The sequence below is a fragment of the Paenibacillus sp. S02 genome (assembly GCF_019454065.1).
GTDB classification, from domain to species: domain Bacteria; phylum Bacillota; class Bacilli; order Paenibacillales; family Paenibacillaceae; genus Paenibacillus; species Paenibacillus polymyxa_B.
On sequence record NZ_CP073682.1, the window covers coordinates 1894076 to 1915202 of the forward strand.

At 45.6% G+C, this 21127-nt stretch carries 20 protein-coding genes; 18 read left to right on the top strand and 2 right to left on the bottom strand.

Annotation, left to right across the window (positions count from 1 at the left end; genetic code table 11):
• Positions 1 to 66: 66 nt before the first annotated feature.
• From KAI36_RS08335 to pyk, 4 genes are all read left to right on the top strand, one after another.
• Entirely contained in the window at positions 67 to 255 is a 189-nt protein-coding gene (locus tag KAI36_RS08335; RefSeq protein ID WP_013309585.1) for a hypothetical protein, read from the top strand.
• 180 nt (positions 256 to 435) lie between these two features.
• Entirely contained in the window at positions 436 to 1329 is an 894-nt protein-coding gene (gene accD, locus KAI36_RS08340; protein WP_013309586.1) for an acetyl-CoA carboxylase, carboxyltransferase subunit beta, read from the top strand.
• Positions 1330 to 2313 carry an acetyl-CoA carboxylase carboxyltransferase subunit alpha gene (locus tag KAI36_RS08345; RefSeq protein ID WP_220027477.1) on the top strand — a complete coding sequence of 328 codons (984 nt, stop codon included), beginning with the start codon at positions 1330 to 1332 and terminating at the stop codon, positions 2311 to 2313.
• A gap of 125 nt (positions 2314 to 2438) precedes the next feature.
• The gene (pyk, locus tag KAI36_RS08350) at positions 2439 to 3869 is read left to right on the top strand and encodes a pyruvate kinase (RefSeq protein WP_025722006.1); all 1431 of its coding nucleotides are present in this window, start codon (positions 2439 to 2441) and stop codon (positions 3867 to 3869) included.
• 111 nt (positions 3870 to 3980) lie between these two features.
• Here pyk and KAI36_RS08355 read toward each other — a convergent pair whose 3' ends face one another.
• Entirely contained in the window at positions 3981 to 4871 is an 891-nt protein-coding gene (locus KAI36_RS08355) for a LysR family transcriptional regulator (RefSeq protein ID WP_220027478.1), read from the bottom strand.
• A 207-nt stretch (positions 4872 to 5078) separates the two neighbouring features.
• Here KAI36_RS08355 and KAI36_RS08360 point away from each other — a divergent pair, with 207 nt between their 5' ends.
• The 7 genes from KAI36_RS08360 to KAI36_RS08390 all read left to right on the top strand — a co-directional run bounded on the left by KAI36_RS08360 (position 5079) and on the right by KAI36_RS08390 (position 11425).
• A complete protein-coding gene (locus KAI36_RS08360; protein ID WP_220027479.1) occupies positions 5079 to 6002 on the top strand; it encodes a phosphate ABC transporter substrate-binding protein PstS family protein in 924 nt (307 codons plus the stop codon).
• A 108-nt stretch (positions 6003 to 6110) separates the two neighbouring features.
• On the top strand, positions 6111 to 7043 hold the full coding sequence (pstC, locus tag KAI36_RS08365; RefSeq protein ID WP_013370343.1) for a phosphate ABC transporter permease subunit PstC: 933 nt from the start codon (positions 6111 to 6113) through the stop codon (positions 7041 to 7043).
• Complete coding sequence (pstA, locus tag KAI36_RS08370; protein WP_013309592.1) at positions 7043 to 7939, top strand: phosphate ABC transporter permease PstA; 897 nt, start codon at positions 7043 to 7045, stop codon at positions 7937 to 7939. The genes pstC and pstA overlap by 1 nt, the downstream gene beginning before the upstream one ends.
• Before the next feature lie 17 nt (positions 7940 to 7956).
• Positions 7957 to 8799, top strand: coding sequence for a phosphate ABC transporter ATP-binding protein PstB (gene pstB, locus KAI36_RS08375; RefSeq protein ID WP_220027480.1), 843 nt, complete (start codon positions 7957 to 7959; stop codon positions 8797 to 8799).
• A 288-nt stretch (positions 8800 to 9087) separates the two neighbouring features.
• Positions 9088 to 10377 carry a pectate lyase gene (gene pelA / locus KAI36_RS08380; RefSeq protein WP_220027481.1) on the top strand — a complete coding sequence of 430 codons (1290 nt, stop codon included), beginning with the start codon at positions 9088 to 9090 and terminating at the stop codon, positions 10375 to 10377.
• 134 nt (positions 10378 to 10511) lie between these two features.
• Positions 10512 to 11030, top strand: a complete 519-nt coding sequence (locus tag KAI36_RS08385; RefSeq protein ID WP_025722002.1) for an acyl-CoA thioesterase — start codon at positions 10512 to 10514, stop codon at positions 11028 to 11030.
• Complete coding sequence (locus KAI36_RS08390) at positions 11027 to 11425, top strand: FxsA family protein (protein ID WP_025722001.1); 399 nt, start codon at positions 11027 to 11029, stop codon at positions 11423 to 11425. Before KAI36_RS08385 ends, KAI36_RS08390 begins: the two co-directional genes overlap by 4 nt.
• Before the next feature lie 29 nt (positions 11426 to 11454).
• Here the strand turns inward: KAI36_RS08390 and ytvI are convergent, their stop codons facing one another.
• Entirely contained in the window at positions 11455 to 12573 is a 1119-nt protein-coding gene (gene ytvI / locus KAI36_RS08395; protein ID WP_220027482.1) for a sporulation integral membrane protein YtvI, read from the bottom strand.
• 345 nt (positions 12574 to 12918) lie between these two features.
• On the opposite strand from ytvI, the gene citZ reads away from it, so the two are divergent.
• From citZ to KAI36_RS08430, 7 genes are all read left to right on the top strand, one after another.
• Positions 12919 to 14031 carry a citrate synthase gene (gene citZ, locus KAI36_RS08400; RefSeq protein WP_220027483.1) on the top strand — a complete coding sequence of 371 codons (1113 nt, stop codon included), beginning with the start codon at positions 12919 to 12921 and terminating at the stop codon, positions 14029 to 14031.
• 151 nt (positions 14032 to 14182) lie between these two features.
• Entirely contained in the window at positions 14183 to 15478 is a 1296-nt protein-coding gene (gene icd / locus KAI36_RS08405; protein WP_025721998.1) for an NADP-dependent isocitrate dehydrogenase, read from the top strand.
• A gap of 16 nt (positions 15479 to 15494) precedes the next feature.
• Entirely contained in the window at positions 15495 to 16436 is a 942-nt protein-coding gene (gene mdh / locus KAI36_RS08410; RefSeq protein WP_028542892.1) for a malate dehydrogenase, read from the top strand.
• A gap of 305 nt (positions 16437 to 16741) precedes the next feature.
• Positions 16742 to 17158 carry a hypothetical protein gene (locus tag KAI36_RS08415; protein ID WP_220027484.1) on the top strand — a complete coding sequence of 139 codons (417 nt, stop codon included), beginning with the start codon at positions 16742 to 16744 and terminating at the stop codon, positions 17156 to 17158.
• A 216-nt stretch (positions 17159 to 17374) separates the two neighbouring features.
• Positions 17375 to 18244 (top strand): SDR family oxidoreductase, encoded by an 870-nt coding sequence (locus KAI36_RS08420; protein WP_220027485.1) that lies wholly within the window; start codon positions 17375 to 17377, stop codon positions 18242 to 18244.
• Between the two features lie 119 nt (positions 18245 to 18363).
• Positions 18364 to 20166, top strand: a complete 1803-nt coding sequence (pnpS, locus tag KAI36_RS08425; protein WP_220027486.1) for a two-component system histidine kinase PnpS — start codon at positions 18364 to 18366, stop codon at positions 20164 to 20166.
• A 128-nt stretch (positions 20167 to 20294) separates the two neighbouring features.
• Entirely contained in the window at positions 20295 to 21026 is a 732-nt protein-coding gene (locus KAI36_RS08430; protein ID WP_013309604.1) for a response regulator transcription factor, read from the top strand.
• Positions 21027 to 21127: the final 101 nt, after the last annotated feature.

Consider the following 21127-nt stretch of genomic DNA (forward strand, 5'->3'; position numbering starts at 1 on the left):
AAGGTATGTTATCATGAGTCTATTATATGGGCTCAAAACTTGAGGCTTAGGGGGTAGAAACAAGGCATGTGGACGGTGATTTATATTGCACCGACGGCCAGACTGGCTGACATGATTAAGCTCAAACTGTCTGAAGAAGGTTTTATGGTGCAGGCCCGGGCCATCAGCGCATCCAAGCAACAGTTTGAGATACTTGTGCCTTCGGGTGAAGTCGAAGAAATTCAGGAAGTGCTTAATTCGATTTTGCGCCCTTGAGTCCGGAACGGCGGAAGTGATACAGCAGCATGAGTGGAACAAAGGATGCACGATCGGCGGTAATGTTTTAGTAACAGGCGTTGACGTGTGTATGAACATAATGCTTAGAGGTGCCGCATAGACGGCAGAGGACCTTGTATCGGTTACGGCTGACAAATAAACGGCTGGAGAGGTGTAGTTGTGTTTAAAGATTTATTCCAAAAGAAGCGTAAATACGCGACCATCCCTTCGGAACGGGCGCTGAGCGGCGATCAAGCGGACATGCCGGATCGTCCCAAACGGGAAATTCCCGAAGGTCTTATGACCAAATGTGGCAAGTGCGGAAGTATTCAATACAGCAAAGAACTAGAGAAAAATTTGAAAGTGTGTCCGGTGTGCGGATACCATATGCGTTTGAATGCAATGGATCGTATTCGCATGGTGCTCGACGAAGACACGTTTACGGAATATGATGCCGATATGATTTCGGTTGACCCGCTGGACTTTCCAGGATATGCGAGCAAGCTGGAGCAACAGACCCTGAAATCTGGCTTGCGAGAGGCTGTCGTTACAGGCGACGGCCTTATTTATGGACATCCTGTTGTTGTTGCTGTGATGAGCTTTGACTTTTTTACTGGCAGTATGGGTTCGGTCGTAGGAGAGAAAATTACCCGCGCCATTGAGCAAGCAATAGACAAGCGTCTGCCACTAATTATTTTCTCAACTTCCGGCGGGGCACGTATGCAGGAAAGTATTTTAAGCTTGATGCAGATGGCCAAAACAAGTGCTGCTCTTGCTCGTCTGGATGAGCAGGGCTTGCTCTATATTTCTGTTATCACCGACCCGACTACAGGCGGAGTATCCGCCAGCTTTGCTACGCTTGGAGATATTAATATTGCGGAGCCAGGAGCTGTATTCGGCTTTGCAGGGCGTATTGTAATTGAACAGACAATCAGACAGAAGTTGCCGGATGATTTTCAAACATCCGAATTTAATTTGCAGCATGGACAATTGGATATGGTTGTACACCGCAAGGAACTGCGTGATACCCTCGGGCAACTGCTTGATCTGCACAGTGTGAAAGGGGTGGAATAGATGGCTGGTGAATTGCCTTATGAAAAGCCCCTGGTCGAGATGCGACAGAAGATCGAAGAACTCAAGCAATTCGGACAGGATAAGCAAATTGATTTTACAGATGAAATCAACCGTCTCGAGGAACGTTATCTCGAGATGGAAGAAGAAATATATTCGAACATTACAGCACCACAAAAAATGCATTTGGCCCGTCATCATCAAAGACCAACGTCTCTTGATTTGATTGAGCAGGTGTTTACGGACTTTATTGAATTACACGGCGACCGCTTGTTTGGAGACGATCTGGCGGTTGTGGGCGGAATTGCCAAGCTAAATGGTATTCCGGTGACCGTCATTGGTCAACAGCGTGGTAAGGATACGAAAGATAATATTGCACGTTTTTTTGGTAGTGCTCATCCGGAAGGATTTCGTAAAGGCTTGCGTCTTATGCAGCAGGCTGATAAATTCAAACGCCCTATTATTACATTCATTGATACGAAGGGCGCTTATCCGGGTAATACAGCAGAGGAGAGAGGTCAATCGGAAGCGATTGCCCGCAACTTGCGGGAGATGGCAAAGCTTTCGGTGCCTGTTATTTGTGTGGTCATCGGCGAGGGTGGAAGCGGCGGTGCGCTTGCGTTTGCAGTCGGTAACCGTGTGCTAATGCTGGAACATGCCATTTATTCGGCCATTTCTCCAAACGGTGCTGCCTCGATTCTATGGAAAGATGCTTCCAAGGCCGATCAGGCAGCTGAAGCCATGAAGATTACGGCTAATGACCTCCTGCGCATGGAAATTATCGAGGATATTGTGCCGGAGCCGAAAGGGGGCGCGCATCGTAACTATGAAGTGACCGCTGCCGCAATCAAGGAGCTATTGGAACGTCATCTGGCAGATCTTACGAATATGAGCTGCGATGAATTGAGGGAAGATCGGTATCAAAAATTCCGAAAAATAGGTCAATACACCTTCTTGAAGCCTTCGGAATCTGAGCCTATGTTGTAATACGCTGTAAACGGGTAACAATAAATATGACGAACTTCCTATACAAATAGGAAAAAGTGTAGTAGATTTAATTGTTGGAAAAAGATATAAAGAGTAGCACCTTTGAAAACGGAGGAAAAACCCAAATGCGCAAAACTAAGATTGTATGTACCATCGGTCCTTCCAGTGAGTCATTGGAAAATGTGAAGAAACTGATTTTGGCTGGTATGAACGTAGCCCGCCTGAATTTCTCTCACGGTGATTTCGAGGAGCATGGCAACCGGATCAAAAACATCCGTCAAGCTTGTAAGGAGCTTAACAAAAACGTTGCTATTTTGCTCGATACGAAGGGGCCGGAAATCCGGACAGGAAAGCTCGAAGTTGAACCTATTGAGCTTGTTCAGGACGAGTTCATTACGCTGACAACGGAAGAAATTCTCGGTACGCAAGATCGTATTTCTATTACGTACAAAGATCTTCCCTCGGACGTGGAGCCCGGCTCCACCATTCTGATCGACGATGGTCTGATCGGACTCACCGTTATTGAAGTATCAGGCACTGAAATCAAATGCCGCATTGTTAATGGCGGAACGATCAAAAGCAAGAAGGGCGTTAACGTTCCAGGCGTCGCTATTTCTTTGCCTGGTATTACGGAGAAAGATGCTAATGATATCATTTTCGGTATTGAGCAGGACATTGATTTCATCGCGGCTTCTTTTGTTCGTAAAGCAAGTGATGTGCTGGAAATCCGCGAATTGCTGGCGAAACACAACGCAAGTCATATTCAAATCATCTCCAAAATAGAAAATCAGCAAGGTGTTGACAACCTGGACGAAATTTTGGAAGCTTCGGATGGCCTGATGGTTGCCCGTGGTGACCTTGGTGTGGAAATTCCTGCTGAAGAAGTGCCTCTGGCGCAAAAATTGATGATTAACAAATGTAATGTAGCTGGCAAGCCTGTCATTACGGCAACACAAATGCTGGATTCCATGCAACGTAACCCGCGTCCAACTCGTGCGGAAGCAAGTGACGTGGCAAATGCTATTTTTGACGGAACAGACGCAATTATGCTGTCCGGCGAAACAGCTGCGGGTAAATATCCGGTAGAATCCGTATTGACGATGTCACGTATTGCAGAAAAAGCTGAGTCCTCTCTGAACTACCGTGATTTGTTCAAAAAACAAAGAACGGCTCAAGAAATTAGTATTACAGAAGCAATCAGCCAATCCGTTTCTATTTCTGCACTTGACCTGCATGCCAAAGCGATCCTGACGTCCACACAAAGCGGAACAACGGCGCGTATGATTTCTAAATACCGTCCAGAAGCTCCGATTATTGCTGTGACAACACAGGAAAGAACAGTTCGTCGTTTGGCTCTGATCTGGGGTGTACATGCAGTACAAGGCAGACCAGTCGTTGACACAACAGACAGTCTGTTTGACAATGCGCTGGAAGGCGGTCGCAAATCGGGTCTCGTTAAAGAGGGTGATTTGGTTGTGATTACTGCGGGCGTACCACTTGGTGATTCCGGTTCTACGAACCTGATCAAAATTAGCTGCGTTCCAGCACAAGCGTAATTGTAGCCTCTACGAAATAATACAGAGACTGTATCTATTCGTTACAACAAGCAAAAGAGCATTCAAGTCAATAGGACTTGGATGCTCTTTTTTTATTTTGTTCTCTAGCTTTTAATCTCTCAGTCCTTCTCGTCGTGTGAAATCAAGAAATGCCTGTTGCATCAAGTTCATGTGTGTATCTTGTTGATACACGATGTTTATTTGATAATGGCTCTTATTGTTATCAGCCTCGGGATAAGGAAGCCATTCCACCGAGGGAACAGCATTTTCATTATTATCGACTCCACTTGCAGGAAAGAAGGCAAGCGCTTCTCCGCCGCTTACGACTTGCTTTACCGCTTCCCAAGAGTTGATTTCCAGATGAGGCTTAACTAGCGAGGAATACTGATCTACAACTGATGAACCGCTATATTTTACCCATATGTGCTTGTCCAGCATATCGGGTCCATCGACCTCCTCTGATTTGGATGCAGGTGCAAGTGCAGATGCAGAACGGATAACTCCTACTTGATCTGAAGCCACTGGCTCTGCCACCGTATACTCTGGAAGAGAATCTCTATCGTCGAGAAAAGCAAAATCAATTTCTCCCTGTTTCAGTAGCTGCTTAATGGCATCCGGGGATTGAATCTCCAACTGAATACGACATTCTGGATATTGTTGAGCAAACTTAGCCATCAAAGTGGGGAGGAGATACGTACCTGATATCGACTCTGCACTCAGATGTAATTGACCCTGGGATTTCTCTGTCCATTCATCTACAGCTTGTCTAGCTTCTTGCTCCAGAGAGATGATCTGCTTTGCGTAAGGTAATAATTTTTTTCCAGCTTCCGTTAGCATAATCCTGCCTTGTTGAAGAGAGAATAGGGAAACACCCATTTCCTTTTCCAAGCTTTTCATATGAAAACTGACGGTAGGTTGTTTAACTTGCAAAGCTTCGGCCACATCCGTCGCCTTATGGAATTTGTCGATCAGCATCAAGATACGCAATTTTAGAATATTCATGGAATCCAACAGCTCTCCTTATATGTCATTCATATGTGAATTTCAAACTATAGATTAATTATATACCGAAAAATAATTTATCTATCAATATTTTATATTTGTTTTACAAAACCACGTCGTTCGTCTAACATTCCAGGCCTACAATGTAAAAGTGTTGATGGTCATAAATAAAAAACCGTCACTTAACTAAGGGGAGGACAATAAAAAATGTTGAAAAAATGGCCGTTCATTCTGATGACTCTCACCATGGTATTTGCACTTGCAGCTTGCGGATCAGGTAACAATGCTGCACCACAAGGAGAAACTGCTACAGGAACAGACAATAAAGCAGCTGCTGAACTGACAGGAAATATTCTGGCTGTTGGCTCCACTGCACTTCAACCATTGGTAGAGCAAGCGGGACAAAAATTTATGGCTGTCGATAAATATAAAGGCATTGCAGTTCAAGTACAGGGCGGCGGTAGCGGTACTGGCTTGACTCAGGTTTCCGGCGGACAAGCGGACATCGGTAACTCCGACGTGTTTGCAAAAGAAAAACTGGAGAGCGGCGCAGATGAGCTGGTCGATCACCAAGTAGCTGTTGTAGCCATGTCAGCGGTAGCGAATCCTAAAGTAGGCGTTACAGACTTGAAAAAAGATCAATTGGTACAAATCTTTACAGGTAAAATCACGAACTGGAAAGAGGTTGGCGGCGCGGATCAAAAAATCGTTATCGTGAACCGTCCAAGCAGCTCCGGTACTCGTGCAACATTTGAAAAATATGCTTTGGGACAAAAAACGGAAGATCTGCCGGGCTCCATTCAAGAAGATTCCTCCGGTACTGTGAAAAAGCTGATTGCTGAAACACCGGGTGCGATTGGTTATCTGGCTCTGTCCTACATCGACAACACAGTAACTACTTTGAAATACGATGGCGTTGAAGCTAACGTTGAAAATGTAGAACAAGGTAAATATCCAGTATGGGCTTACGAGCATATGTACACTAAAGGTGAGCCAAAAGAGCATGTGAAAGCATTCCTTGACTACATTCTGTCTGATGAAATCCAAAAAACGGATGTCGTAGACTTGGGATACATTCCAGTAGCAGGTATGCAAGTGAAACGTGATGCTGACGGTAATATCACGAAATAAGGAGAGCCACAATCTCCTGTTCGGATGAACGCAGCTAACGCGAGTATATTCACGAAGAAGAGGCGGACTAGCGTCCGGCCTCTATTCTTCGGTTAAAGGAGTTACAGTATGGAACCAATTGAAGGGAAGGCATACATGGAACAGAATAAACGATCCCGAGTTATGAAAGAAAGACATTACTGGGAAGAATGGACCGGCCGCATATATACGTCGGTTTGTGTCGTTTTTTTAGTTGCAGTCATTGTCTCCATCGTATATTTTGTTGCCTCCAAAGGTGTAGCTACATTTGCGGTGAATGGAGTCAGTCTGCGAGAGTTTTTCTTTGGAACCAAATGGAGCCCGGATGGCGAGCCTAAGTCCTTCGGCGCGCTTCCGTTTATTACGGGTTCTTTTGCAGTAACCATACTGGCGGCTTTAATTGCCAGTCCGCTCAGCTTATGTGCGGCTTTATTTATGACGGAAATCGTGCCGAAATCGGGTAAACGTATCCTTCAACCCGCGATTGAATTATTATCTGGTATTCCGTCGGTTGTATATGGCTTTGTCGGCTTGACCGTGATCGTCCCGCTGCTGCGGAACGTGTTTGGAGGACAAGGTATCGGCATTCTGGCAGGGTGCCTAGTGTTGTCAGTCATGATTTTGCCGACGATTACGAGCATTATGGCGGATGCGTTGTCTTCCTTACCGGGGGGGCTGCGTGAATCCTCTTATGCTTTGGGTGCTACCCGCTGGCAGACAATTGCCCGTGTTATTATTCCGACGCTGTTGCCTGCTCTTTTAACAGGAATTATTCTCGGTATGGCTCGTGCGTTCGGAGAAGCGTTGGCTGTACAGATGGTAATCGGGAATGCTCCGCATATACCGCATTCCTTGCTGGAATCCGCTTCGACCTTGACCAGCGTCATTACACTTAGCATGGGGAATACAGCAATGGGCTCCGTTCATAACAATGCTCTCTGGAGCATGGCGCTTGTTCTTCTGCTCATGACATTCATTTTCGTGCTGCTGGTAAGGCTGCTTGAAAGGAGAAACCGGGTTTGATGAAAGCTAAAACGACCGACAAGATCGCTACATTTGTAATCTGTTTCTTCGCCTTGTTCATTGTTGCACTTTTGGTGGGATTACTGGGCTTCATTTTGGCCCGCGGAGTCAGTCATATTTCTTTTGACTTTTTAACTAGTGCTCCCCAAACATTACGTGCAGGCGGTGGCATTGGCCCACAACTATTTAATTCCGTATTTTTGTTAATCTTAACTTTGATTATCACCATTCCGATTGGCTGGGGCGCAGGTATTTACATGGCGCAATATGCAAAGCCAGGGAAAATTACGGACTTTATACGACTTGTCGTCGAAGTATTGTCCTCGTTCCCGTCTATCGTCATCGGATTGTTTGGACTACTACTTATCGTAAATACGTTTGATTTTGGCTTTTCCCTCTTATCAGGAGCCTTGGCTTTGGCCGTATTCAACCTGCCGCTGATGGTTCGCACAACTGAGCAGGCTTTCCGAGCTGTGCCGAAGGAGCAAAAGGAAGCTGGACTTGCGCTTGGATTGTCCAAGTGGAAAATCATCACCTCCATTTTGTTGCCAGCTGCGCTGCCAAGCTTGATTACGGGTACCATTTTGGCCGCAGGCCGTATTTTCGGGGAAGCCGCTGCATTGCTGTTTACAGCAGGGATGAGTACGCCGCCGCTTGATTTTACCGATTGGAATCCATTGCATGCCAGATCGCCTATTAACCCGATGCGACCTGCTGAAACATTGGCTGTTCATATTTGGAAGGTCAACAGTGAAGGCATTGCTCCTGACTCCAAAGATATTGCCGCAGGCGCTTCTGCAGTATTGGTACTGCTCGTACTTGTGTTCAACCTGAGTGCAAGATGGTTCGGAAGAGTTGTATACCGCCGCCTGACAGCAGCCAAACGAATGGATTAGAAAGGGGATGGAGAACAATGGAACATGTGATTACGCGAACGGCAAAAACCGCCACACCAGCAACATCCGTTCAGTCTACGCGTTCGGAACAGCTTGCGGGGCAACCACCGCATCCGTTCAGTACTGAGGATTTGAGTATTTATTATGGCAGCTTTGAGGCTGTGAAAAAAGTGAATCTGGCCTTTCCCGAGCAGACAGTGACTGCCCTGATCGGGCCTTCCGGCTGCGGTAAATCGACCTTTTTGCGCTCCCTTAATCGGATGAATGATGAGATTGCGTCTTCCTCTACAACGGGGCACATCTGGATGGATGGACAGGATTTGACGGCACCGGAAACGGACGTGATCAAGCTGCGTCAGCAAATTGGCATGGTGTGGCAGCGTCCCAACCCTTTTTACAAATCCATTTACAATAATATCGCCTTCGGTCCCAAATACCGTGGGGTGCGCAAGAAGAAGCAGCTTGATGAAATCGTCGAAAGCAGCCTACGTAAAGCAGCATTATGGGATGAGGTCAAGGATCGCCTTCACGATTCCGCTCTGGCGCTGTCTGGCGGGCAACAGCAGCGGCTTTGCATTGCACGTGCACTATCCGTTCAACCGAAAATTCTATTGCTTGACGAGCCAGCCTCCGCGCTGGACCCTGTGTCTACAGGCAAGGTAGAAGAGCTCATTACCGAATTAAAAAAAGAACTGCGCATCGTTATTGTGACGCACAATATGCAGCAGGCTGCACGAATTTCCGATTATACTGCTTATTTTTATATCGGAAGTCTGGTTGAACATGGGAAAACGAACGATATTTTCACGAATCCTGAAAATGAGCTGACTCAGGAGTACATCATGGGTCGATTTGGTTAAGCGATGTTGCTAATCGACCTATTTTATATTAGCTCCACGTAAAATCCTCTTACTAATCCAGCATTAGTAAGAGGATTTTTATTGTTTTCAACGTTTTGTAACTTTTTTAATCTATTAGTAAATTAAAATATATTGATCGTTTGGGTATATTTTCATATAATACAACTAACTATTTATCATGCATAAATAGTGGTTCGGTTCCCTTCGCTATCAAAAAGAATCTTCAGCAAGAATATATAGGGTTAAACTGAACGCAAATACCCAATTCAAAATAAGGGAGAGGTTCAAATGAAGAAGAAGATGTGTCCAACCGTAAAGATGATAGCGCTTTCAAGTTTGGCGATTACAGTAACGTCAGGACTCCTAAGTCCCTCATGGGCTGCGGCACAGGAGATGGTGCCGGCTACATATGATTCAGGACGTGAATCGGCGACTGCTTCTTATGAGCTTACCACAGATTCAGCTGTGGGACGGGACGTTTATGGTGGCGATGTAAATTCAGGTGTTTTGGATCGTGAGCAATTATTTGGGCTGTCGGCTGTGGCGAAGCCAACCGCTGTTGTGAATACAGACAGCCTCCTGAACAAAATGCGCGACTTTAGCAAGTTCTCTACGGGGAATACATCGAAGGATACTACGCTTGCCTTAAATATTGTATCCTGGCAATTGCCACATGGCGGATTCTTCAAAGCTATGGAAAAGAATTATAAATCCAAATGGGATGGCAAAACTGCACGCTCCACATGGAAGAGCAAGGATGGTGTTGAGCTCGGAACGTTCGATAACGAGGCCACGACAACCGAGATTCGCTTTTTAGCGGATGTATACAAAAAAACCAAAAATAAAGACATTAAGAACAGTGTACAAAAAGCAGTCGACTTTGTTCTAACCTCTCAATATTCCTCCGGTGGCTGGCCTCAGGTATACCCTAAACGTGGTAATTATTCCGATGCTGTAACTTATAATGATGATGCGATGGTTAGAGTTATGGTTTTGGCTGACGATATTGTGAACAAGAAGCAGCCGTTTGATAGCGATATTTTGGACGATGCATCTCGCTCCAGACTTCAGCAAGCGCTAAACAAAGGTGTCCAGTACACAATTAAGTCTCAAATTGTAAATAATGGTACACCGACAATCTGGGGTGCACAGCACGATCCGGCTACTTATGCATCTGTTGAAGCCCGGGCATTTGAGTTACCTTCCAAAACAACTACGGAATCAGTAGGCATTACTGCTTTTCTCATGTCCCAGCCGCAAACCGCTGAAGTGAAAAAAGCGGCTCAGAGCGCTTTGAAATGGTTTGACGCGAACCGAATCGACGGTATCAAATACAATCGTCAAGGTCCGGAGTTTTTCCAAAAGGACGCATCAAGCGTAATGTGGTATCGGTTCTATAATGTGGAAGACAACAAGTATTTCTTTTCAGATCGGGATGGTAAAAAGTATACTGACATCATGAAAATTAGTGAGGAAAGACGACTTGGTTACGCTTGGGCGGGAAGCCAGGCTAAGAGCTTGCTTAAGCTGGCTTCGGATAGCGGATATTATAAACTGTCCAAGCCGTTGCCACAATAATAAAGGCATTATTATATATGATTTGCGAGGGTGGACCGGTCGGTCTGCCCTCTTTTTGTTCCTGGGCTGTAAATATGGTTTAATGGAGAGAGGGCAAAATAGAGATAAAGATGCACAAAGATAGGAGAGCTTGTATGACTCAAGAGGAGAAACAAACGGAATTACGCTGGTATGGCGCACCGCTACGTGTCCGTTATCAGGAAAGCGACCAGATGGGGGTCGTATATCATGCAAATTATTTGAACTGGTTTGAGATCGGGCGCACCGAAATGATCCGGCAGGCGGGCTTTAACTATCGGAGCATGGAGGAACGAGGAGTCTTGCTGCCAGTTATTGAAATCAATGCGAAATATGCGAGTCCCGCTCGATATGATGATTTAATTACCATTTATACCGCAATTACGGACTTCTCCAGACTACGTCTAAACTATATCTATGAGGTTCGACGGGTAACGGACGATGAGCATCAAAGGTATCTGGGAAAGGTATGGACCCAGGCAGACACGCTGCCGGGAGAGCTGCTTGTCACAGGGATGACACGTCACGTATGGTTGAACACCGAATGGAAGCCTGTTCGACTAGATCAGGCGCTACCTGAGCTGTACACTGCATTAAGGTTTGCTTTTACAGGCGGGGAGGGGCAGAAGTCATGATGATGCGTAAACGTCTGTGGCTGTTGCTGCTGCTCATTCCTTTGGTGGAGCTGTACGGGTTTATATGGGTAAGTCATTGGATTGGAGCTGGCAAAACGATTTTACTCATCATTCTGACGACCCTAATCGGGGCTGCCATGATGCAATTTGAAGGTCGTAAGGTGATTGCCGATGCGAAAAATGAGATGAACCGGGGACAAATGCCCGGCCGTAAAATGCTGGATGGATTATGTGTCTTTTTCGGTGGAAGCTTGCTGCTTATCCCCGGATTTTTAACAGATATTATTGGTTTTACGTTGGTATTCCCTTTAACACGAGCGTTGTACCGACGCTTTTTATTGAAGTGGCTGGAGAAAAAAATGAAAAACGGCAGTATTACGTTTCGGCGGTTTTGACGTGAACTGCCGTTTTTCCTATCCATGATCTAGCGGACTCTTCCAGCGAGAATATAGTTGCGCAAGTCCTGAATGACATTCGCGCGATTCAGTGCATCAACGACAATCAGTGATACAGGTCCGATAATTAATCCTAAAACGCCAAATAGCTTGAGCCCGATGAACATACCGATGAGGGTGGGAAGCGGGTTCAAGCCCACGCTGCTGGCCAGCACCTTAGGCTCCACGATCTGTCGTCCAATCAACAGGGTGATATAAAGGATCGACAATCCTACCCCTAGTGCCAAATTACCAGACATATACGCATACAGTATCCACGGAATCATCACAATGCCAACCCCCAAATAAGGTAGCAAGTCCACCAGCCCGATCATCAAACCGATGGTAAAGGCGGATTCCACACGCAATATGAACAGCCCAACAATGACTGTTAATGCCGTAATGGAGATGATAATAAACTGTGCACGCAAATAGCCGTAAAGTGCTTTACGCAGATCGTGCCATATATCCGACAATGGTTTGCGAATTGTATCAGGAATCGTGTTTGAGAGCATCCGACTATGTCGGTCCCAATCCTTACTAATAAAAAAGGCTGCTAATACAATAACCATTAGAACTGCTCCCATATTAGGCAGAGAGGTTAGCAAGTTCAAAACTCCATTAAAAAATTGAGCGACTAGCGTAGTGACAGCCGAACTCACGGTTTGAGTTGTCTTATCAATATTACTGTTAATGGTATGTTGGTAATCCGGATTATCCCGGATAAAATGGTTAATTTCAATAATTACATTTTGAATCAAATCGCTTTGTGTCCAATCGATAAACAGACTTTTAAAACGCTCAATATGTCCGTCGAAAGTCATGGCCAACTTTATAACTTCTCGGACCATGCGGGTGATTGCCGCAGATAGGATAATTGCAATTCCACCTAAATATACAAATAATGAGACCGTGACAGCCGTCCAACGCGGCATACGGGCTTTGTTACGCAGAAAACCAACTAGTGGATTCATGGCATAAGCCACAAGCCAGGCGAATAGGAAAGGATAGATGAGAGGGAAAAGCGCATATATGCCCAGTAACAGAGCTACAATCACGATTGCCACCCATAGAGCACGAAATATGCGATTCAGGATTAACCGGCTCAAGCTCTCACGGCTCCTTTCTTTTACGATAGTTTTTCATAAAATAAATGCTCTACTATACATATGCGGGAAAGGGGGGAGACAAGACCTGTGTAAAAAAGTGCAAATAAATCAATATTTTTTGTAAGGGGTTTCAAAAATTTCTTTATGGAAGCGATAAAACATTTGAATGTGTTGGAATAGCCCTCAATGTTCACATAAACGACAAAATCCAGTATAGTGAAAGAAGGTTTAAATATTGACATATGGCGTTAACATTACTCAGCTATTTAAAAGACATATCTTACTTTTGAAAATGTTTACATTGCAAGTCCGTTCACAATGTTTTTACAAAGGAGAGATGTAACGATGACAGCGACTAAAGGTCTGGAAGGGATTGTAGCGACCACTTCCTCCATAAGCTCTATCGTAGATGGCGTTCTCACGTACCGGGGTTATAACATTGATGATTTGGCTGTTAACGCCGATTTTGAAGAGGTAGCTTATTTGTTGTGGTTTGGAAAATTACCTGACCAAGAGCAATTGCAGGAGCTCCGCAACCAGTTAAGCGATTACGCTGCTATTCCGGATGAAATTGTTACTCAATTAAAGTTATACCCGAAAAATTTGAGCACGATGGCTGCCTTGAGGTCAGCCGTATCGTCTCTCGCTTTGTATGACCCAGAGGCGGATGATATGTCGAGAGAGTCTAATGTGACTAAAACCGTCAAGCTTCAGGCGCAATTGCCCACCATTGTGGCAGCCATAGCACGTATACGCGAGGGCTTGGAGCCGATTGCGCCTAAAAAAGGTATTTCCATCGCTGAAAACTTTTTGTATCAGCTGACTGGCAAGGAGCCAGAGGAGACAGCTATTAAAGCGTTCAATCAGGCTCTCGTGCTGCACGCCGATCATGAATTAAATGCTTCTACCTTTGCTGCGCGTGTAACGGTAGCCACATTGTCGGATATTTATTCCGGAATCACGTCTGCAATTGGAGCTTTAAAAGGACCACTGCATGGTGGGGCCAATGAGGCTGTGGCCAAAACGCTGGAGGAGATTGGTGGTTTGGATCAGGTGGACTCCTATATTCAGGCGAAACTGGATAACCGCGAAAAAATTATGGGCTTTGGACACCGTGTCTATAAAAACGGTGATCCACGTGCCAAGCACTTGCACAAAATGTCCCGCGAGCTGGGGGAAATGAACGGCGACACAACGTTGTTTGATATGTCAGTTCGAATCGAGGGAATTGTAACAGGGCAAAAAGGCTTGAAGCCCAATGTGGATTTTTATTCTGCCTCTGTGTATACCCAGCTGGGTATCAAGAGAGACCTGTTTACACCTATTTTTGCTGTGAGTCGTGTATCCGGGTGGACCGCACACATTTTAGAACAGTATGAAAATAACCGCCTGATTCGTCCTCGTGCCGAATATACAGGTCCATTGGATCAAAAATATGTATCACCAGAGTTGCGCTAATCCCTTGTCGAAGGAAGATTGAGGTTGTATACCCTGAATTTAAAAAATAAGGTACAATAGAGGGGACGACGAAAGATGTACGTTTTTGTCTGTGATAAAGATCATGTCTTTCGTCCTGTACCCATTCATATCTGAGGAGGAAAAGGAACTTATGGCGAAATTTGAAAAGTTTGAGCTCCCAACTGAAGGCGAAAAAATTACGATTGATAACGGTCAACTACAGGTTCCAAACCATCCGGTAATTCCGTTTATCGAAGGTGACGGCACGGGTCGCGACATCTGGAAAGCTTCCAAGCGTGTACTGGACGCAGCTGTAGAAAAAGCATATAACGGCAGCAAAAAGATTGCCTGGTATGAAGTATTCGCTGGTGAGAAAGCTTTCAATACATACGGCGAATGGCTCCCTAACGATACTTTGGAAGCCATCCGTGAGTATATTGTAGCCATCAAAGGTCCACTTACAACACCTATTGGCGGTGGTATCCGTTCGTTGAATGTGGCATTGCGTCAGGAACTGGATTTATACGTATGTCTGCGTCCTGTTCGTTATTTTAACGGTGTTCCTTCTCCAGTGAAACGTCCTGAATTGGTAGACATGGTTATTTTCCGTGAGAACACAGAAGATATTTACGCGGGGATCGAGTATGCTGAAGGGTCCGAAGACGTGAAAAAGGTTATTCAGTTCCTCCAGCAAGAGCTGGGTGTGAACAAAATCCGTTTCCCTGAAACCTCTGGTATTGGAATTAAGCCAGTTTCTTCCGAGGGTTCAAAGCGTCTGGTACGGGCAGCCGTTCAGTATGCTGTTGACCACGGACGCAAGAGTGTAACGCTCGTACACAAAGGTAACATTATGAAATTTACCGAGGGTGCCTTCAAAAACTGGGGTTATGAAGTGGCTGAGGAAGAATTTGCAGATAAAGTATTTACTTGGGCTCAATATGATGTAATCAAGGAAAAAGACGGTGAGGATGCGGCAAATGCAGCTCAAAAAGCAGCTGAAGATGCAGGCAAAATCATTATCAAGGATGCGATTGCTGATATTGCACTTCAGCAAGTACTGACTCGTCCTTCTGAATTTGATGTGATTGCTACGCTCAACCTGAACGGGGACTATCTGTCCGATGCTCTTGCTGCCCAAGTTGGTGGAATTGGTATTGCGCCAGGTGCAAACATTAACTATGTAACAGGGCATGCTATCTTTGAAGCTACACATGGTACAGCTCCAAAATACGCCGACAAAGACGTAGTGAACCCTGGTTCCGTAATTCTGTCGGGCGTAATGTTGCTTGAACACTTGGGTTGGAAAGAAGCGGCTGACCTGATCTACAAAGGGCTGGAGACGTCCATTAATAAGAAGATTGTAACTTATGACTTTGCTCGTCTGATGGATGGTGCTACACAAGTGAAATGCTCCGAGTTCGCAGATACCATTATTAGTAACCTGTAAGGAAGGGGAATACCACTTGTCCATTCAACGTAAAAAAATATCCATTGTTGGTGCCGGTTTTACCGGTGCCACTACCGCATTGCTGCTGGCTCAAAAGGAGCTAGGTGATATCGTGCTAATCGATATTCCGCAACTAGAGAATCCGACCAAAGGCAAGGCGCTTGATATTTTGGAGGCCGGTCCGGTACAGGGATTTGACAGCCAGATCACGGGCACTTCCAATTACGAGGATGCAGCTAACTCGGATATCGTCATTATTACAGCCGGGATTGCACGCAAGCCGGGTATGAGCCGTGATGATTTGGTAAATACGAACGCAGGAATTGTAAAATCCGTTTGTGAGAACGTAAAGAAGTATGCGCCGGATTCTATCGTCATTATTCTGAGTAATCCGGTAGATGCTATGACCTATACTGCCTATCAAACGCTTGGGTTCCCGAAAAATCGGGTTATTGGCCAATCAGGTGTGCTGGATACAGCGCGATATTGTACCTTTATTGCACAAGAACTGAACGTTTCCGTCGAAGACGTGCGCGGCTTCGTTATGGGTGGTCACGGTGATGATATGGTGCCCTTGGTACGCTATTCCAGCGTTGGAGGTATACCTATCGAAACCCTGATTTCGCAGGAACGTATCGAAGCGATCGTACAACGTACACGCGGAGGTGGCGGAGAGATCGTTAACCTGTTGGGTAATGGTAGCGCATATTATGCTCCGGCAGCTTCGCTTGCACAGATGACAGAAGCGATTGTAAAAGATAAAAAACGGATTATTCCGGTCATTGCCTACCTGGAGGGAGAGTACGGCTATCAGGATTTATTCCTTGGCGTACCGACACTTCTTGGCGGCAATGGCATCGAAAAAGTGTTCGAGTTGGAATTGACAGCCGAAGAAAAAGCAGCGCTCGATCAATCCGCCGAATCGGTCCGCAGTGTGATTAAAATAGTTACCGTATAGATTCAACTTTCTACTAAGACGGTATACTTTTACTTGAAGAGGTGTCCCCAAGCCATAGTCATGGCCGCCGGACACCTCTTTTACTTTTAAGTAATCTATTCGTTTTCTTCCTTATTCCTTTGCTTTGACCCACTTCCCCGGTATAATAGAGTTCATATGTATTGATAGTTGCATGAGGATTTTGCAAAATCCTGGCATAGAAAAGCATGTCCCAAAACACTGAAAAGATGGTAGTCATTCGTTGGAATATGATCGTTCTATGGAAAAAAGTTTGTAAGAAAACAAAGAAATGGAGGTTGTAAAGAATGTTTTTTATTCACATTATTGGATCACTGGCGATGGGTTTTTATTTATTGCTCCCCTTCGTTGTGGGCAAAATCGACAAATTGGCTCCTAGCGTGCAGGAAGGAACGATATCGGCTGTTCAGCTATTGAACCGGTTGGCTCAATTTGCACTGATCCTTGTGCTTGTTAGCGGTATCTATATGATTTTTCCCTGGGGTTCTTATTCGGTAGCATGGATCGTTGTTGTTTTGCTGCTGTTTCTCTCCATTTCTGGTATCGCGGGAGCCATGGGTAAGCCGTTACGGCTGTCGCTGGAAGCGATTCGTAGCCAACAGCCTATTACGCAATACGCTGGCAAAATGCGAATGTTCAGTACACTGCTTGCCGTCTTCCTGATTTTAATTACGTTTTTAATGGTATACAGCCATATTATTTAATTATGCATTTGGTGAGAGCCTATAATCGAATGATGACAAATGCTAAGTTGAAAAAACGGTCTGTGCTGAATAAGCATAGGCCGTTTTTTTTGTGCGCTCAAATAACTACATTTTTCTTTTTTCGTTTAACGAATAACTTTGTGTGGTAAATCAGGAGTAGAGTGGATGCAAATGTTGCATCCTATAAAATATCTGATTTTGAAGGGAGAATGTACAATGCCTAAAAGTAATCAACCTCAGCAAACCTTGCCCCCACAGCATCAGGACCAGCAACCGGGGATTGAGTCCAAAATGTCGCCTGCACCCCAGTTTGAAAAACCAACTTATAAAGCCGCTGGCAAGCTAACAGATAAAGTTGCACTTATTACTGGTGGAGACAGTGGAATTGGACGGGCTGTAGCTGTCACGTATGCCAAAGAAGGTGCGGACGTAGCTATCATCTACTTGAATGAGCATAAGGATGCGGAAGAAACAAAACGTCAGGTAGAGCAGGAGGGACGCAAATGCGTGTTGATTCCTGGCGATATCGGAGATGACCAATTTGCCAAAAAAGCGGTTCAACAGACGGTTAACGAGCTGGGCAAGCTCGACATTGTCGTAAACAATGCGGCAGAGCAGCATCCACAACAAAAGCTGGAGGATATCACCAAAGAACAGTTGGAGCGCACTTTCCGTACGAATATTTTCGGTATGTTCTTCCTGACGCAAGCAGCATTGCCGCATTTGAAGAAAGGGAGCACTATCGTCAACACTACATCGATTACCGCGTATGCTGGGAACAAGACACTCATTGATTATTCATCGACCAAAGGGGCAATCACATCCTTTACTCGTTCCCTTTCACTCAATTTGGCGGATCAAGGTATTCGGGTGAACGCTGTAGCACCAGGGCCAATCTGGACGCCCTTAATCCCGTCTACATTTGATGCCAAGACGGTCAGCGAGTTTGGAGGAGCTCAGCCAATGAAGCGTCCGGGTCAGCCGGAAGAATTGGCGCCAGCCTATGTGTACCTTGCTTCAGACGATTCTTCATATGTAAGCGGACAGGTTATTCATATCAATGGCGGTGAAGTTATAAACGGATAAGAGGACAAGAGAAAGGCTGGGGCCGTGTTATGCTCTGGCCTTTTTTCTTTTCACAGTGGAACATAATGAAGGTAGCCTGTAGAATGAGACTTAACTTACATAAAGGATGGGCATATTTTATGAAATCGTTTCGTTTCAGGCTTACCCTGATCATGCTGATTTTGATTGGCGTATCTGTCCTTGCTGCTGGAATCACGATGGGACAAATTTTTAAAAATTCGAATATGAAGGTGCTAGAGGAGAACATGGGACGGGAGATCGACCTGCTTCGCGCTACATTCCCTTTTGTAAATGCAGATGCCCTATCCAGCACGGATTATGTCTCTTATTATTCTCAAAAGGCGAAGGAAATTGCTCGTCTGACGGAATCTAGGGTGACCTTCATTCGCAAGGACGGGACGGTGGTTGGCGATTCGTTAAGCGATCCGCGTAAGATGGAAAACCACGCATCACGTGATGAAATACGGCAAGCCACGGCGGAAGGAATCGGTCGGACAATACGCTACAGCGAAACCTTGCAGCGGAACATGCTATACGTTGCAGAGCCTGTTGTATCGGACAAGGGATTTGACGGATATATCCGTTTGTCCATGAGTCTGAAAGCGGTGGAGGAGGGAGTACGGCGCGGCTGGACGGCCATCGGGATTGGTCTTGTGTTGCTGTTTATTGCTGCTGGATTGGTGAGCTATCGTATTGCTCGCAGCCTGACCTCGCCTATTGAACATATTACAGGGGTAGCCAACCGCATATCAGGACTGGATTATGACGCAAGAGTCGGTGTACAGCGCCGGGATGAGGTAGGGCAATTGGGTGAAGCCATTAATCGTATGGCTGACAGTCTCCAAAACCAAATGAAAACGATACGTGACAATGAGGATCTCCTCCAGAGCGTTATGAGTAATATGACAGGCGGGATTCTAATGATTGATGCAAGTGAGTGTATTGCGCTTGTAAACCGTGAGTCTGAGCGAATGCTCGGTGTCGTGGGTAAACGGGTGACGGACAAGCCGTATCATGAGCTGAAGAAGCACTATGAGCTCACAAAGCTAATTGAGGGCAGCATACAAAGCCGAGAGAGGCTGCATGGTGAGGTTCATTTGTACAATCCCGAGGAGAGACTCGTGTTGCTGGACGGTGTCCCGATGTATGAGGATGAAGGCGGATACCGCGGGATGCTGTTCCTTTTACAGGATATTACGGCCATTCGACGGTTGGAAAATATGCGGAGCGAATTTGTGGCTAACGTTTCTCATGAGCTAAAAACACCGATTGCCGCGGTCAAGGGCTTTGCCGAGACGTTACTCGGTGGTGGGGTTAAAGATGAAGAGACGGCCCGTTCATTTTTGCAAATTATATATGATGAAAGCGAACGATTGAATCGGCTGATCGGTGACATTCTGGAGCTATCCAAAATTGAATCCAAGCGTTCTCCGCTGGATTGCTCGCCGGTGCACGTTTCGTCGTTCATAGAATCATTGCTGGAAAAACTGAACAATGTTGCGGCCAAAAAAAGAATTACGCTACACATGGATATCCCGGATGAGCTGTTTATGGAGGCAGATGAAGATAAGCTTCAGCAGATTTTCCTGAACCTTTTGTCTAATGGCATCAACTATACACTTGATGGTGGCAAGGTAAAGATTAAGGTTCTAACGATACAGCGGGAGAATGACACGGAAAAGGTCGTATTTACAGTCAGTGATACAGGTATTGGAATTCCGAAGAAGGACCTGCCACGTATCTTTGAGCGCTTTTACCGGGTGGACAAAGGACGCTCGCGCAACTCTGGCGGAACGGGGCTGGGATTGTCGATCGTCAAACACTTGGTCGATTTGCATCATGGCACCCTTTCGGTGGAAAGTGAGCTTGGATTGGGTACCACATTTACAGTTGAATTACCGCTATTGCAACAGGAAGAATGAACTAGAACATTTTTTACATTCTGTTAACAATGCCGTGATAAAATAAACGGGTGTCGCATGAGTATGGAAAAGGTTTCAGGATTTTGACCAATGCGCCTTTAACAGGTAAACAGGAGATGAAGTTATTTATGGGACAACGCTTGCTGGTTATTGAGGATGAACCAACGCTTGCCAGATTGCTATCCTACAATTTGATACAAGAAGGCTTCGAAGTGGACACGGAGGATCATGGCAGTGCCGGGTTTGAAAAAGCTTCCAGAGAGTCCTACGATTTGATCCTGCTGGATTTGATGTTGCCGGGAATGAACGGACTGGACATTCTGAGCAGACTTCGTCATCAGGGGCTGACGACGCCTATCATTATCTTAACGGCCAAAAACGGTGAAGCCGAGGTTGTCCAAGGGCTGAAGTCGGGTGCGGATGATTACATCACGAAGCCTTTTGGCGTTTCTGAGCTGTTGGCCCGCGTGACGGCTGTGCTGCGAAGAACTTCCGGCGGGGATGAAGGAGTGTTGTCTGATCAGAAAGATAGCTCCAAAATTCAATTGGGCGAGCTGGAGATTTACCCTGAAAAATATGAAGTCATTCTTGGAGGTCAGTCCATCAGCCTCAGACCAAAGGAATTTGAGGTGCTTCTTTATTTGTCCCGCAAGCCGGGTGTGGTATTGACCCGAGATGATCTGATGAATGCTGTTTGGGGTTTTGACTACATTGGCGGTCAACGGACCGTGGATGTGCACGTCAGTTCCTTACGTAAAAAGCTGGAGCTAGATCCCGACTCGGTTCATATTGATTCGATCCGTGGAGTGGGATATAAGCTGGTTGTAAATAAAAAAAGAAGCGCTTCTCATTTATTATAAATGAGGAGCGTTTTTCTTTGTCCAAAGCAGTTTCCGGCGACTTTTGTGTCCATTTCGTGATTTTACATTTCATTAACAAAACTAGTCGCCAGAATCAACAA